The organism is Vagococcus sp. (assembly GCF_036639995.1).
Lineage (GTDB): Bacteria > Bacillota > Bacilli > Lactobacillales > Vagococcaceae > Vagococcus.
Window position 1 is genome coordinate 233,935 of sequence record NZ_JAVWHO010000001.1, and the last position, 15,941, is coordinate 249,875.

The 15,941-nt window shown below is 33.7% G+C and carries 16 protein-coding genes; all 16 read left to right on the top strand.

What is annotated here, in order from left to right:
* Positions 1-363, top strand: coding sequence for an EamA family transporter (locus RR554_RS01120; RefSeq protein ID WP_332462014.1), 363 nt, complete (start codon positions 1-3; stop codon positions 361-363).
* Positions 356-703 carry a multidrug transporter gene (locus RR554_RS01125; RefSeq protein WP_332462013.1) on the top strand — a complete coding sequence of 116 codons (348 nt, stop codon included), beginning with the start codon at positions 356-358 and terminating at the stop codon, positions 701-703. The genes RR554_RS01120 and RR554_RS01125 overlap by 8 nt, the downstream gene beginning before the upstream one ends.
* 104 nt (positions 704-807) lie before the next feature.
* A complete protein-coding gene (locus tag RR554_RS01130) occupies positions 808-2,208 on the top strand; it encodes a gluconokinase (RefSeq protein ID WP_332467248.1) in 1,401 nt (466 codons plus the stop codon).
* An 87-nt stretch (positions 2,209-2,295) separates the two neighbouring features.
* Positions 2,296-2,781: a 5-(carboxyamino)imidazole ribonucleotide mutase gene (gene purE / locus RR554_RS01135; RefSeq protein ID WP_332467249.1), complete on the top strand. Its 486-nt coding sequence runs from the start codon at positions 2,296-2,298 to the stop codon at positions 2,779-2,781.
* A complete protein-coding gene (gene purK, locus RR554_RS01140; protein WP_332467250.1) occupies positions 2,774-3,904 on the top strand; it encodes a 5-(carboxyamino)imidazole ribonucleotide synthase in 1,131 nt (376 codons plus the stop codon). The genes purE and purK overlap by 8 nt, the downstream gene beginning before the upstream one ends.
* A gap of 4 nt (positions 3,905-3,908) precedes the next feature.
* Positions 3,909-5,201: an adenylosuccinate lyase gene (purB, locus tag RR554_RS01145; protein ID WP_332467251.1), complete on the top strand. Its 1,293-nt coding sequence runs from the start codon at positions 3,909-3,911 to the stop codon at positions 5,199-5,201.
* 98 nt (positions 5,202-5,299) lie between these two features.
* Complete coding sequence (locus tag RR554_RS01150) at positions 5,300-5,836, top strand: GNAT family N-acetyltransferase (protein ID WP_332462008.1); 537 nt, start codon at positions 5,300-5,302, stop codon at positions 5,834-5,836.
* Positions 5,837-6,110: 274 nt separating this feature from the next.
* Complete coding sequence (gene purC / locus RR554_RS01155; RefSeq protein ID WP_332462007.1) at positions 6,111-6,836, top strand: phosphoribosylaminoimidazolesuccinocarboxamide synthase; 726 nt, start codon at positions 6,111-6,113, stop codon at positions 6,834-6,836.
* Positions 6,829-7,080, top strand: coding sequence for a phosphoribosylformylglycinamidine synthase subunit PurS (gene purS / locus RR554_RS01160; RefSeq protein ID WP_332467252.1), 252 nt, complete (start codon positions 6,829-6,831; stop codon positions 7,078-7,080). Before purC ends, purS begins: the two co-directional genes overlap by 8 nt.
* 1 nt (position 7,081) lies before the next feature.
* Positions 7,082-7,762 carry a phosphoribosylformylglycinamidine synthase subunit PurQ gene (gene purQ, locus RR554_RS01165; RefSeq protein WP_332467253.1) on the top strand — a complete coding sequence of 227 codons (681 nt, stop codon included), beginning with the start codon at positions 7,082-7,084 and terminating at the stop codon, positions 7,760-7,762.
* Positions 7,762-9,984, top strand: a complete 2,223-nt coding sequence (gene purL / locus RR554_RS01170; RefSeq protein ID WP_332462004.1) for a phosphoribosylformylglycinamidine synthase subunit PurL — start codon at positions 7,762-7,764, stop codon at positions 9,982-9,984. Before purQ ends, purL begins: the two co-directional genes overlap by 1 nt.
* Complete coding sequence (purF, locus tag RR554_RS01175; protein ID WP_332462003.1) at positions 9,969-11,381, top strand: amidophosphoribosyltransferase; 1,413 nt, start codon at positions 9,969-9,971, stop codon at positions 11,379-11,381. Before purL ends, purF begins: the two co-directional genes overlap by 16 nt.
* A 12-nt stretch (positions 11,382-11,393) precedes the next feature.
* Positions 11,394-12,437 carry a phosphoribosylformylglycinamidine cyclo-ligase gene (gene purM / locus RR554_RS01180; RefSeq protein WP_332467254.1) on the top strand — a complete coding sequence of 348 codons (1,044 nt, stop codon included), beginning with the start codon at positions 11,394-11,396 and terminating at the stop codon, positions 12,435-12,437.
* Positions 12,437-13,033: a phosphoribosylglycinamide formyltransferase gene (purN, locus tag RR554_RS01185; protein ID WP_332467255.1), complete on the top strand. Its 597-nt coding sequence runs from the start codon at positions 12,437-12,439 to the stop codon at positions 13,031-13,033. The genes purM and purN overlap by 1 nt, the downstream gene beginning before the upstream one ends.
* Positions 13,008-14,549 carry a bifunctional phosphoribosylaminoimidazolecarboxamide formyltransferase/IMP cyclohydrolase gene (gene purH / locus RR554_RS01190; protein WP_332467256.1) on the top strand — a complete coding sequence of 514 codons (1,542 nt, stop codon included), beginning with the start codon at positions 13,008-13,010 and terminating at the stop codon, positions 14,547-14,549. Before purN ends, purH begins: the two co-directional genes overlap by 26 nt.
* 11 nt (positions 14,550-14,560) lie before the next feature.
* A complete protein-coding gene (purD, locus tag RR554_RS01195) occupies positions 14,561-15,814 on the top strand; it encodes a phosphoribosylamine--glycine ligase (RefSeq protein WP_332461999.1) in 1,254 nt (417 codons plus the stop codon).
* Positions 15,815-15,941 lie beyond the last annotated feature (127 nt).

The window sequence follows — 15,941 nt, forward strand, 5'->3', positions numbered from 1 at the left end:
ATGGATACGAAAAAAAATATGAAACTTGCGATGCTAATAATATTAGCAGCAGCAACAATGAGCAGTTTGGGGCAGTTAGCTTGGAAATTCGGTGCAGATGCACAAAGCAATGGACCAGCAATTATTCTTTATATTATTGGATTTGTTTTGGCAGGTCTTGGTATGGTGTTGTTAATGATAGCTTTTAGATTTGGCGAAGTCTCAATTTTACAACCTATGATGAGTATTGGGTTTGCTTTATCCATTGCGTTTGGCTTTTTATTTTTGAATGAGCCTATCACAACACCAAAAATAATTGGAACATTTTTCATTATTGCAGGCTCAGCTCTGTTAGGTTATGAAGGAGGTCGTGAGAATGGATAATTTAGGAATTATTGTAGGTATCCTTGCGATAACGACTCTTTCAGGTAGTGCGGGTGCTCTTGCTTTAAAACAAGGAATGAATGAATTAGCAGATTTGACTGTAGTAAAAGCAATAACTAACAAGTGGCTATTATTGGGAAGTTTTTTATATATTGTTAGTGCTGCAACGAATATTGTTTTGTTTAAGTATTTGGCTTACTCTATTGCCTTTCCAATGACGTCCTTAACATATGTATGGACTGTTTTTATTTCTTACTTTACTTTTAAAGAAAAAATTACCCCTTTAAAACTGTTATCGATTGGCTTAATTATTGTAGGGGTTGTTATTATTAGCCGTTAATTAAAATATTAGAGAGTGTGAACTGAAAACAGCTCACATTCTTTTTTTATTCAAAAAATGGTAAAATAAAACCATAATACTGATTGATTAAGGAATGATGGTAGATGAACCGTTTAACAATAGACGTTGGAACAACAAATATTAAATTTAATATTTTTGAAGATTATAAAATTAAAGAATCACTGGAAATGAGAATAGAGACTTATTACGAAGAGTTTGGGAAAGTTTATCAAAGTCCAGAAAGAATACTAAGGCAAATAAAACGAGGTATTCAAAATTTAACACAAAAAGGATATGACATAGAAGATATTATTTTCAGTACTGCTATGCATAGTATCATGCCAATTTTTGAAACACCACGAGAAGAAGAATTACTTATCTGGCAAGATAAACAAGCTAGTGAATTTGTTAAAGAGTTTAAAAAAACGGAACAAGCTATTTCTTTTTACAAAAAAACTGGAACGCCAATTCATGAGATGTCACCATTTGCTAAGATTGCCTCATTTAAAAATAAGGGATGGTTTAGTGATGTTAAGGAATGGATTGGTTTAAAAGAATATTTAATTAAAGCTTTTACGAATAAAAAAGTAGTGGACTATTCTGTGGCTTCTGCTACTGGTTTGTTTAATATTCATACAAAAAAATGGGATGAAGAAATTTTAGAGTTTGTCGGTATTGAGGAAAGGCAATTAGCCCAATTAGCCGATACAGATACGTTTTATCCAATTTCAAAAGAAATAGCAGAAGCTGTTTTTCTTTCTGATAAAGTTAATGTTTATGTAGGTGCAAGTGATGGGTGTTTAGCAAGTTATGCTTGTTATCTTGCCAATGGCACTGTTAACACGTTAACTATTGGAACAAGTGGTGCTGTTAGAAAAGTGACTAAAGAAATTGAATTAGATGATGAAGGTCAGACTTTTTGTTACTATCTAACAAAGGATTATTGGGTAGTTGGCGGAGCAAGTAATAACGGTGGACAAGTATTAGAGTGGGCAAATAAAATGTTGTATAAAGAGTCAAGTTCTTCGATCTACAAAGAATTAGAACATATTCTCACTCATGCTCCAATTGGAAGTCATGGTATATTATTTTTGCCATATATATCAGGAGAAAGAGCACCTCTTTGGAATAGTGAGGTGCATGGAAGCTTCTCAGGATTAAGTTTAGGAAATGAGCGGGAAGATTTACTAAGAAGTATTATTGAGGGAATTTTATTTAATTTGAAACTCATTGGTGATTTAGTTGAGTTAGAACCAAGAGATATTTCTGTTAGTGGTGGTTTCTTTGAAGAACCTATTTTAACCACATTAACTGCTGATATTTTTGGTAAAAATTGTATTCAATCTCAGTACTCTGAACCGAATTTTGGTTCAATCTGTTTAGTTAGTAAACCAACAAGTTATGTGTTGTCAGAACATAAGCGGATTTTTTTCAATGAAGAGAATCATGGAGCGTATACAAAGAGTTATATTAATTTTGCTAAAACAGTTAAAAGCGAACTATAAACAAAAAAATGAACAAAAAATTCGTTTATAAGTTGAATTTACTTTCCTTCGTTGTTAGAATAAAGAAAAAGAGAGGGGTTCTAACAAATGACTGAAGTGGCGGTAATAATGGGAAGTATCTCTGATTGGAAAACAATGCAAGAAGCCTGTTTGATTTTAGATAGCTTTGGTATTTCTTATGAAAAACGAATAATATCAGCACATCGAACACCTGAATTAATGTTTGAATTTGCCAATGAGGCTAGAGACAAGGGATTGAAGGTAATTATTGCTGGGGCAGGGGGATCAGCTCATTTACCTGGAATGGTAGCGGCTAAAACGACACTACCTGTTATAGGCGTTCCAATAGAATCTAAGACCTTAAAGGGAATGGATTCACTTTTATCAATCGTTCAAATGCCAGGTGGAATTCCTGTTGCTACGACGGCAATTGGTAAAGCTGGTGCAAAGAATGCTGGTCTTTTGGCAGCTCAAATCTTATCCATTCAAGACAAGTTAATTCAAAATAAATTAACAGCGTATCGCAATGAAATGAAACAAGCGGTGTTAGAGAGTGAGGCTCATTTTGACTAAATTATTACTTCCAAATAAAACAATTGGAATTATTGGTGGCGGACAACTTGGTCAAATGATGGCATTGAGTGCTAAAGAAATGGGATTTAAAGTAGGTGTCTTAGATCCCAATGAGGACTCTCCAGCTTCACAAGTGGCAGATTGGTCAATTACAGCAAGTTATGATGATCAAAAAAGCATCAAATTATTAGCAGAACAATCGGATATTGTTACATATGAATTTGAAAATGTTGACGCCAGTTCTTTGGAAAAAATTCAGCATAAAGTATTAATCCCACAAGGACTAGATATATTAAAAATAAGTCAAAATCGTCAATTTGAAAAAGAGTTTTTAAATAGATTAAAATTACCAATAGCTCGATATCGTATTATTGAAACAGAAGATGACTTGAAAAAAGGAATAGATGAGTTAGGCTATCCTTGTGTGCTAAAAACTTGTTTAGGTGGTTATGATGGCAAAGGTCAAGTTGTCTTAAGAACAAGTGAAAATATAAGTGAGAGTTTATTACTTATAAATAAAGGAAACTGTGTGTTAGAATCTTGGGTTTCGTTTGAAAAAGAAATTTCAGTTATTGTTTCAGGAACACAAGATAATCAATACCAAGTCTTTCCTATTTCTGAGAATATCCATCGACATAATATTTTGTACCAATCTATTGTCCCAGGACGAGTATCAAAAAGTTGTCAGAATAAAGCTCAGAAAATGGCGTTAAGTATCGCGAAACAATTAAAAATTAGAGGAACAGTGACCATTGAGATGTTTGTCACTTTTGATGAGTCACTTATAATCAATGAAATAGCTCCTAGGCCGCATAATTCAGGACATTATTCTATTGAAGCTTGTAATATCAGCCAGTTTGATGCCCATATTCGAGGCATTTGTGGTTGGCCACTGCCTAATATTTATTTACATCAAGAGGCTGTAATGATTAATTTATTAGGAGAAGAAGTAACAGATGCTCAGGTAGCTATTTTAGAACAACCAAACTGGTTTTTTCATTTTTACGGGAAAAAAGAAATAAAAAAAGATAGAAAAATGGGACATATTACGATATTATCAAATAGTCTTAAAGGAACGTTGAAAGAAATTAGTGAGTCAAAAATTTGGAATCAGAGAGGATAATACAATGTTAGAACGGTATACACGAAAAGAAATGGGCAGTATTTGGACAGATGAAAATCGTTACAATGCATGGCTAGAAGTTGAAATTTTAGCAGATGAAGCGTGGGCAGAATTAGGCGAAATTCCAAAAGAAGATGTAGAAAAAATACGTCAGAATGCAACTTTTGATGTTGAAAGAATTTTAGAAATTGAAGCTGAAACAAGACATGATGTGGTTGCCTTTACTCGAGCCGTTTCTGAAAGTCTTGGAGAAGAGCGTAAGTGGGTTCATTACGGTTTAACAAGCACGGATGTTGTTGATACAGCATACGGCTATTTACTAAAACAAGCGAATGACATCTTAAGAGTAGATTTACAGAGATTTAAAGATATCATCGGAAAAAAAGCACTTGAACATAAATATACAGTGATGATGGGAAGAACTCACGGGGTTCATGCAGAACCCACAACATTTGGCTTAAAGCTAGCTTTATGGTATTCAGAGATGAATCGAAATATCGAAAGATTTGAGCATGCTGCTAGAATGGTTGAAGCTGGAAAAGTAAGTGGTGCTGTGGGAACTTTTGCCAATACACCACCTTTTGTTGAAAGTTATGTATGTGAGCATTTAGGAATCAGAGCTCAAGATATTTCGACACAAATATTACCAAGAGATTTGCATGCTGAATATGTATCATCAATGGCGCTTATAGCAACAAGTATTGAAAAGTTTGCGACTGAAATTCGAGGCTTACAAAAATCAGAAACTCGTGAAGTAGAAGAGTTCTTTGCAAAAGGTCAGAAGGGGTCATCAGCTATGCCTCACAAACGTAACCCAATTGGTTCAGAAAATATGACAGGACTTGCTCGTGTTATTCGAGGACATATGGTAACAGCTTATGAAAATGTTGCTCTATGGCATGAAAGAGATATTTCTCATTCTTCAGCAGAAAGAATAATTATTCCAGATACAACAATTCTATTGAATTATATGCTAAATCGTTTTGGTAATATTGTTGATAATTTGACGGTATTTCCAGAAAACATGAAACGTAATATGGATGCAACTTATGGTTTAATATATAGCCAACGTGTTCTTCTAAAATTAATCGATCAAGGTATGTCTCGTGAAGAAGCATATGATTTAGTTCAACCTAAGACGGCTTATGCTTGGGATAATCAGGTTCAATTTAAACCACTTCTTGAAGCAGATGAAAAAATCACATCTGTTTTGACTCAAACAGAAATAGATGATGCGTTTGACTATAATTATCATCTTAAAAATGTAGATGTTATTTTTGAAAGAGTAGGTTTGTAAAATTAGATAAATAGACAAAAACAGAGGAATTGTTCCTCTGTTTTTTGTTATAATAAAGTATAAAAAAGAAATATTGTTGTGTAGAGGAGGAGTCAAGGATGAAGGAAGAATTGGTACTTGTTAAACCAACTATTGATATGATAAAAGAAATTGAAGCATATCGTTTAGAATTTGATACTACAATTAATGGAATTGAAGGAGCAAGTTTATTAGCAGAATATGAAGATATTGGTGAGTGGCTAGACTATTTAAAAAAATGTGAGAATGAGGAAACTCTTTTAAGAGAAGATTTTGTACCGGCTTATCAGTATATGTTAGTGAGAAAAAATGATAATAAAATTATTGGGTTTTCACACTTTAGAATAAAGTTGAATAGCTTTTTACTAAATTATGGTGGCAATATTGGTTATTCAATTGCTCCTTCTGAAAGACGAAAAGGCTACGGAGAGAAGATGTTAGCTGAAGTATTGAAAGAAGCTCCTAAATTTAATTTAGATAAGCTTTTATTAACGTGTGACGAAAGTAATTTAGCATCAATGCGAGTTATTGAAAAAAATCAGGGTGTGTTAGAAAATAAACTTTTTATTGAAGATAAAAATAAGTGGATAAGAAGATATTGGATAACAATAAAGTAGTCAATGTCATTATTTGTTAAATTGAGAAAAATAATAAATGGTAGAAAGATAAGAGAGTATAAAAAACTCTTTTATCTTTTTTATTTGTTTTAAGGTATATAAAAAAATTTTTTTCGTTTAAAAGTTGCTAAACACGAACTATTCATCTGAAAAACAAAGATAAAATATGGTTTTTGTTGACTAGCTAGAAATCCATTGTTACACTCAAAGTGAATTAGCGAACGTTTATTTTTGTTTTTGATTAAATAGATAATAAATAGGAGATGGAAACGAATTGGAAACAACTTTAATTTACGAAGGTAAAGCAAAAAACGTATATTCCTCAGATGAACCCAATGTTTTAAGATTAGAGTATTTAGATCAAGCCACAGCTTTAAACGGAAAAAAAAAAGACGTAGTAAAAGGCAAGGGAGAATTGAATAATCAAATTACATCCTTAATTTTTTCAGAATTAAGTAAGCAAAGTATTAGTAATCATTGGATAAAAATACTTTCAAAAAATGAACAGCTTGTCAAAAAAGTTAAAATTATTCCCCTAGAGGTTGTATTGAGAAACGTTGCGGCAGGAAGTTTTACGAGGCGATTAGGAGTTAAAGAGGGAACTATTCTAGAACATCCGATAATTGAATTTTATTACAAAGATGATTTATTAGATGATCCTTTTATCAATGATGAACATATTGCTTATTTATCTCTTGCATCAAAGGATGAGTTAGCTTATATCAAAAGTGAAACATTAAAAATTAATAATGCTTTAATAAAAATATTTGATGATATCGATGTGACATTGGTTGATTTTAAATTGGAGTTTGGCAAAGATGCTAATGGAGCAATTATATTGTCAGATGAAGTCACACCAGATACGTGTAGACTTTGGGACAAAAGTACTCGAACTTCTTTAGATAAAGATATTTACCGCAAAGATTTAGGGAATATTATTCCGATTTATCAGGAAATATTAAGTAGATTAAAAAATAAAGGAGAAGATAAAGATGTTTAATGTAAGAGTGTTTGTTAGTTATAAGGAATCAGTATTAGATCCGCAAGCTGAAGTAATTGCAGGAGCCATTGAGAGGTTAGGCTACAATCAATTTTCAAACATTAAATTAGGAAAATATTTTGATTTTGTTATTAAGGCAGTTGATCGAAAGGAAGCGTTAATATTAGCAGAAGAAATTAGTGACAAATTACTTGCTAATATTAATATGGAAAGTTATCAAATTGAACTCATGGAGGATAACTAAAATGAAATTTGGTGTTCTTGTGTTTCCTGGATCGAACTGTGACATTGATTTATATTTGGCTATCAAAGACATTTTGAAAGAAGAAGTTAGTTACGTTAAGCATACTGAAAGTGATTTAAGCAGTTATGATGCTATTTTAATTCCTGGTGGGTTTTCTTATGGAGATTACTTAAGATGTGGGGCAATTGCTCGATTTTCAAAAGTGATGGAGGCTGTCACGATATTTGCAGAGCAAGGGAAGCCAGTTTTTGGTACGTGCAATGGGTTCCAGATATTAACAGAAGCGGGATTACTGCCTGGAGTGTTACTTAAAAATGATGCGCTTAAATTTGTATGCAAAGCTCAAAAAATAAAAGTAGTAAATAATGAAACCATGTTTACTAATCAGTATGAAAAAAAAGAAGTATTAACACTACCAATCGCCCATGGAGAGGGTAATTTTTACTGTGATGAATTAACGCTTTATGAGTTAAAAAAAAATAAGCAAATTATTTTTACTTACGATGGAGAAAATCCTAATGGTAGTTTGGAAAATATTGCAGGTATTAGTAATAAAAGAGGTAATGTTTTAGGAATGATGCCACATCCAGAACGCGCTATGGAGTCACTATTAGGTAGTGATTCAGGAAAAAGATTATTTGAATCGATGATTGATTATCTAAGAAAGGTAGCGAGTAAATAATGTCAAAAACACAAGAACCAACACCACAAGAAATTAAAGAAAATCAGATCTATAAAGAGTGGGGATTAACAGAAGAAGAGTATGAATTGATAAGTGATAAAATTTTAAATCGTTTACCAAATTATACTGAAACAGGACTTTTTTCTGTTATGTGGAGCGAACACTGTTCTTATAAAAATAGTAAATCGGTTTTAAGAAAGTTTCCAACTTCTGGTAAACATGTTTTACAAGGGCCTGGGGAAGGTGCTGGAATTGTTGATATTGGTGATAATCTAGCTGTGTGTTTTAAAGCTGAAAGTCATAACCACCCTTCAGCGGTTGAACCATATGAAGGTGCAGCAACAGGAGTTGGTGGCATTATACGCGATATTTTTAGTATGGGAGCTCGTCCGATAGCAATGTTAAATTCTTTACGATTTGGTGAATTAACTAATAATCGTACCAAATATTTAGTTGAACAAGTTGTTGCTGGAATTGGCGGTTATGGAAATTGTATTGGAATTCCAACAGTTGGTGGGGAGATTGCTTTTGATGTTTGCTATGAAGGAAACCCTCTTGTTAATGCTATGTGCGTTGGCTTAATAGAGCATAAAGATATTCAAAAAGGGCAAGCCAAAGGAATAGGCAATCCGATTATGTATGTGGGAGCTAAAACAGGAAGAGATGGCATTCACGGAGCAACGTTTGCTTCTGAAGAATTTACAGAAGGACAAGAGCAACAGCGTTCAGCTGTTCAAGTGGGAGATCCATTTATGGAAAAATTGTTAATGGAAGCTTGTCTTGATTTAATTATTAATCACTCTGAGATATTAGTTGGTATTCAAGATATGGGAGCGGCAGGTTTGGTGTCCTCAAGTTCAGAAATGGCATCTAAAGCAGGTTCAGGTCTTGAACTTCACTTAGATGATGTTCCTCAAAGAGAACCTGATATGACACCTTATGAAATGATGCTATCAGAGTCTCAAGAAAGAATGTTGCTATGTATAAAAAAGGGTGCTGAAAATCAAGTGATCCAATTGTTTGAATCATATGGTTTAGAAGCAGTTAACATTGGATTAGTGACAGATGATAAAAAATTTCGTCTATTTCATCACGGTATAGAAGTTGCTAATTTACCAGTGGATGCGTTAGCAGAAGAAGCGCCTGAGTATCAAAAGCCACAAAAAAGACCAGATAGAATGGCAATGTTTGAATCAATGGAGGACTATTACCCTGTGATTGAAAATGGGTCTGAAACGTTATTACAACTCTTAGCACAACCTACTATTGCTTCTAAAAGAGTCTTTTTTGAAACCTATGACTCACAAGTCAGAACTAATACAATCGTAGGTCCTGGAAGTGATGCTGCTGTATTAAGAGTTAGAGGAACTAATAAAGGATTAGCAATGACAACAGATTGTAATAGCCGCTACCTCTATTTAAATCCTGAGATAGGTGGAAAATTAGCAGTCGCTGAAGCAGCCAGAAATATTGTTTCTAGTGGCGGAAAACCATTAGCGATAACCGATTGTTTAAACTATGGTTCTCCTGATAAACCAGAAGGATTTTGGGAGTTAAGTACATCGGCTGATGGTATTGCTAAAGCATGTGAAGTACTTGAAACACCAGTTATATCAGGGAATGTTTCTTTGTATAACGAATCCAATCAAACGAGCATTTATCCAACACCGATGATTGGCATGGTTGGACTTTTAGAAGACATCACTCATGTGACAACTCAGGAGTTTAAAAATAGTGGAGACCTTGTTTACGTATTAGGTCAAACTCAGGATGATTTTCATGGGTCTGAACTTCAAAAAATGTTAACAGGAAAAATTGAGGGAAAGTTAGCTGATTTTGATTTGTTTGAAGAAAAGGCTAATCAGGAGTTGACTTTACAAGCTATTCAAAAAGGATTAATAGAAAGTGCTCATGATTGTTCAGAGGGTGGCTTAGGTGTTGCTTTAATGGAATCCTGTTTTGGAAACCAATTAGGATTAAAAGGGTCATTTTCAAAGGACAGTTCTTATTTATTTTCTGAATCACCTTCCCGTTTTGTCTTATCGGTAAAAAAAGAAAATCAAGAAACTTTTGAAGAAATGATGGGAGAAAGAGTTGAGTTAATCGGTATAGTGACCAACAAAGAGGAATTTGATCTTGTTTGTTCCAATGAACAAATAATTCTAAATGTTACTGAAGCTAAAGAAAAGTGGGAGGAAGCCATTCCATGTCTTATGAAGTAAGGAGTTTAAACGAAGAGTGCGGAGTATTTGGCATCTGGGGTCATGCAAACGCGTCACAAGTGACTTACTTTGGACTCCATGCTTTGCAACACAGAGGACAAGAAGGTGCAGGCATTGTCTCAAATAATCAAGGTGTTTTAAAAGGATATCGAGATTTAGGATTATTGACTGACGTTTTTCGTTTTCCTGAAACGTTAAAAAAATTAACAGGAAATGCAGCTATTGGTCATGTCCGTTATGCGACTACAGGAACAGGAGAAGTTAATAATATCCAACCATTTTTATTTCGATTTTTTGATGGTGATTTTGCTTTGGCACATAATGGCAACTTAATTAATGCTAAAACATTGAGAAGACAAGTTGAAAAAAAGGGAGGCATCTTCCATTCTAATTCAGACACAGAAATTCTGATGCATTTAATTAGAAGGAGTGAACAATCAACATTTAAAGAACGATTGAAAGAAGCCTTAAATCAAGTTAAGGGTGGATTTGCCTACTTATTGTTAACAGAAACTGCCATGTACGCTGCTCTTGATCCGAATGCTTTTCGTCCTTTAGCTATCGGTCAAATGAAAAGTGGTGCTTATGTTATTGCAAGTGAAACGTGCGCTTTAGATACAGTAGGGGCAAATTTTGTTCGGGATGTTGAGCCGGGTGAGTTGATTGAAATAACGAATGATGGCATGACTATTGATCGCTTCACAAAAGAAACGACTTATTCAATTTGTTCGATGGAATATATCTATTTTGCAAGACCTGATTCAAATATCAAAGGCATTAATGTTCACTCAGCACGGAAAAATATGGGTAAAAATTTGGCTTTAGAGTGTCCAATTGAAGCTGATATGGTCATTGGTGTTCCAAATTCTTCCTTATCTGCAGCTAGTGGTTATGCTGAGATGAGTGGTATTCCTTATGAAATGGGACTTGTTAAAAATCAGTATGTAGCTAGAACCTTTATTCAGCCTACTCAAGAATTGCGTGAAGAAGGAGTCAGAATGAAACTTTCTGCAGTACGTGGTGTCGTTGAAGGGAAAAGAATTATTTTAGTGGATGATTCGATTGTTAGAGGAACAACGTGTAAACGGATTGTTAAGTTACTAAAGGACGCTGGTGCAAAAGAAGTTCATGTTAGAATATCTGCTCCTCCTTTAAAATATCCTTGTTTTTATGGAATTGATATTGAAACAAAGAAAGAGCTAATAGCCGCTAGTCTGTCAAATGAAGAAATAAGGGAAACGATACATGCAGATTCTCTCGAATTTTTAAGTGAAGAGGGGTTAATTCAATCGATCGGCTTAAATCTTGATGCTCCCTACTCAGGATTATGCATGGCATATTTTAATGGTGATTATCCAACTGATTTATATGATTATGAAGAAAACTTATCTAACTAAAGGAGCCTAATAATGAAGAATGCGTATCAAAAATCTGGTGTGGATGTTAAAGCGGGTTATGAAGTAGTTGAGCGAATTAAAAAACACGTCAAAAAAACAGAACGTCTTGGTGTTATGGGAGGATTAGGTAGTTTTGGAGGAACTTTTGACATTAGTCAGTTTGATTTAAAAGAACCTGTACTTGTATCTGGAACAGATGGTGTTGGAACAAAATTAATGTTAGCTATCGAAAGTAATCAGCACGACACGATTGGAATTGATTGTGTCGCTATGTGTGTAAATGATATTTTAGCTCAAGGAGCAGAACCTCTTTATTTTCTTGATTATTTAGCGACTGGAAAAACCAATCCTGAAAAAATTGAAAGTATTGTATCAGGGGTAGCTAAAGGATGTGTTGAATCTAATATGGCACTTATTGGTGGCGAAACAGCTGAAATGCCAGACATGTATCAAAATGAAGATTATGACTTGGCGGGATTTGCTGTAGGAATTGCTGAAAAATCACAACTTTTAACAAAAGAAAAAGTAAGTGAAGGTGACGTTTTAATTGGTTTAGCATCAAGTGGTATTCATTCCAATGGATTTTCTTTAGTCAGAAAACTATTTTTTAAAGATCAAACATTTGAATTGGATCAACGAATTGAGGCATTAGATAATCAGTTATTAAAAGATGTGTTACTAAAACCAACTAAAATTTATGTGTCCTCAGTCTTACCATTAGTAAAAAAACAACTGGTTCAGGGCATATCTCATATCACAGGTGGTGGATTTATTGAAAATATACCTAGAATGTTACCAGATAATCTAGCAGCGAATATAAAAATAAATTCATGGAATATTTCACCTATTTTTGATGTTATGAGAAAAATAGGTGAATTATCTGACGAAGAAATGTATGAAATTTTTAATATGGGAATCGGCATGGTCCTAGCAGTTAAGAAAGAGCATGTATCAGAAGTAATGGCACACTTTGAAGAAGTAGATGAGACAGCTTATCTGATTGGTCAAGTAGAATTAAAAGAGCAGTCATCCATTTATTTTAGTGAGGTCTTGTAATGAGGTTTGCTGTTTTTGCTTCCGGGAATGGGTCTAACTTTGAAGCAATTGTTAGAGCTGTAGAAAACAAAGAAATATCAGCAACGTTAGTCTGTCTTTTTTCGGATAAAAAAAATGCTTATGTAATTGAAAGAGCAAAAAAGAAAAAAATTCCTTATATGGTTATTGAAAAAGAAAAACAGGAAACAAAAGAAAGCTATGAAAAAAAAATTATTGAATATCTTGAGGAAAAGTCGATTGATTTTATTATTTTAGCGGGCTATATGAAAATATTGGGACACGTTTTACTAGAGAAATATCCTAAAAAAATCATTAATTTACATCCATCACTTTTGCCTAGTTTCCCTGGAAAACAAGGGATTCATGATGCATTTTACTCAAAAGAGAAAGAAACAGGAATTACAATTCACTTGGTTGATCAAGGAATTGACACGGGTCCAATTATTTTTCAACACGCTATATCAATAGCAAGACATGAGACCTTATCAAGTTTAGAAACACTAATCCATGAGCTAGAACATCAATACTATCCAATCGTTATAGAAAAATATATAAGGGAGGTTGTGCTAAATGATAAAAAAAAGGGCCTTAATTAGTGTATCGGATAAAACAGGTATTATTGATTTTGCAAAGCAGCTTGAGGCATTAAATTTTGAAATAATCTCAACTGGTGGTACACAAAAGACTCTTGATGAGGCTGGTATTTCAACCATTAATATTGAGTCAGTAACTGATTTTCCTGAAATACTTGATGGTCGAGTAAAAACACTTCATCCGACTATTCATGGTGGATTGTTAGCTAAAAGAGACAATGATAATCACATGAGGATGTTAGAAAAACATATGATTCAACCGATTGATATGGTGTGTGTAAATCTTTACCCTTTCAAGGAAACACTTTTAAATGAGACATCATCAGAAGAAGAAAAAATAGAGAACATTGATATTGGCGGACCTAGTATGTTACGTAGTGCTAGTAAAAATTTTCAGAGTGTGACAGTCTTAACAGATTCTTCAGATTTTTCAAAAGTGGTTACTGAAATAAAGAGACATGGAGAAACCACACTTGAAACAAGAAAAAGATTAGCAGCTAAAGCCTTTCGACATACAGCAAGTTATGATGCATTAATTGCGACGTATTTAACTGATTCAGTTAAAGAGAAAGAAACTGAAACGTTAACACTTACATATGATTTAAAGCAAGTATTAAGGTACGGTGAAAATAGTCATCAAGAAGCTTGTTTTTACGAGGATAAGATAGCTGATCCATATTCCTTAGCACAAGCCAAACAATTACATGGAAAAGAGTTGTCTTTTAATAATATTAGAGATGCAGATGCTTGTTTGCGAATTATTCGAGAGTTTGAAACTCCTGCTGTTGTTGCCGTAAAACATATGAATCCTTGCGGCATAGGTCTAGGGAAAACGATAGAAGATGCTTTTACTCATGCCTATTCAAGTGATCCTGTATCAATTTTTGGTGGTATTGTTGCTTTGAATCAAGAAGTCACTCTCGCAGTGGCCGATAAAATGTCGAAAATATTTTTAGAGATAATTATTGCACCAAGTTTTTCAAACGAAGCCTATACATTATTAAGCGAAAAGAAAAATATAAGATTGCTAACACTTGAAATGGACGAATCACTAAATTTAAAAGAAAAAGATTACATATCTGTTTTGGGCGGTATGTTGGTTCAAGAGATTGATCAACAGAAAGAAACTAGTGCCAATTGGCAAGTTGTTACGAAACGTCACCCATCAAAAAATGAGATGGAAGCTTTAATTTTTGCCAATAAAAGTGTTAAACATGTTAAAAGTAATGGTATCGTTCTTACTAATAATTACCAAACTCTAGGTATTGGTGCAGGACAAATGAACCGTGTTGGTGCTGTTAAAATTGCATTAGATCAAGCTTCTGAAAAATTAGAAGGGGCAGTCCTTGCAAGTGATGCCTTTTTTCCTATGTCAGATAGCATTGAATTAATTGGAAAAAGTGGCGTCAAAGCAATCATTCAACCTGGTGGAAGTATTAAAGACCAAGACTCAATTGATATGGCAAATAAATATGACATTGCGATGATTTTTACAAATGTCAGACATTTTAAACATTAAAGGAGCTAATCATGAATCGACACGTTTTAGTTATTGGAAATGGTGGAAGAGAGCATGCTATTTGTAAAAAGTTGTTAGAAAGCCCCCTTGTAAAAAAAGTTTATTGTGCTAAGGGAAATCCAGGTATGTTACAAGATAACATTACGCTAGTAGACATTGAATATTCTGATCACAACGAAATTATTTTGTTTTGTCAGACACATCAGATAGATTGGGTGTTAGTTGGGCCAGAGCAACCGTTAATTAATGGGTTAATAGATGATTTGATGCATGCAGGAATCAAGGCGTTTGGTCCGACCAAGAAGGCTGCTCAAATTGAAGGTTCTAAAGAGTTTGCTAAAAAATTAATGAGTAAATATAATATTCCAACAGCAAGCTATCAAAGCTTTAGTGACTATTCTTCTGCCATAGATTATGTAAAAAATCAAAACTTTCCCTTAGTGATTAAAGCAGATGGATTAGCTGCAGGAAAAGGGGTTCAGATTGTAAACTCTCAAGGAGAAGCAAAAGCGTGTTTAACTGATTTTTTAGTTAAGAATCAATTTTGTAGTCATAAACCTAAAGTAATTATTGAAGAATTTCTTATTGGAAAAGAGTTTTCGTTATTAAGTTTTGTAAATAGCACTGGGATCTATCCAATGGTTTCAGCAAAGGATTATAAAGCAATTTATAACGGTGACGAGGGACCTAATACTGGTGGCATGGGAGCTTATAGCCCTGTTTCTTACGTCACTCCTGAGATTGAAAAAATAGTAATCGATACTATTATTACTCCAACAGTTGAAGGTCTAAAAGTAGAAGGATTACCTTTTGAGGGAGTATTATATACGGGATTGATTTTAACAAATGATGGGCCAAAAGTGATTGAATATAATACTAGATTTGGAGATCCGGAGACCCAAGTTATTCTGAATCGATTAGAAAGTGATTTTTATAAAGTCGTTGAAGCATTGATAAATCAAGAAATTCCCCAGATTAGTTGGAAAAATAAGGGAGTAAGTTTAGGAGTTGTTGTAGCAGCTAAAGGCTATCCTGGAAAGTATGAAAAAGGCGTCTTGTTACCTAAATTTAAGAAAGAGGAAGAGGTATCACTTTATTTTTCTGGAGTGAAGAAAGAAAAGGGAAATTTGATTTCTGATGGTGGTAGAGTCTTTTTGGCAGAGGTTGAAGGAAGGTCTCATGAAGAAGCAAATAAAAAAATGTATCATTGGCTAAAAAGTAACGAGTTAGAACAATTTTATTATCGTAAGGATATTGGTAAATAACACAAAAAATGTTTATAAGGACTTCTAAAAAGTGACGATAACTTTTTGGAAGTCCTTATTTTGGTAGAATTGTTAGTGATTAAACATTTAAATTAAATACAGAGACATGGACTTAGTTAAAGCAATC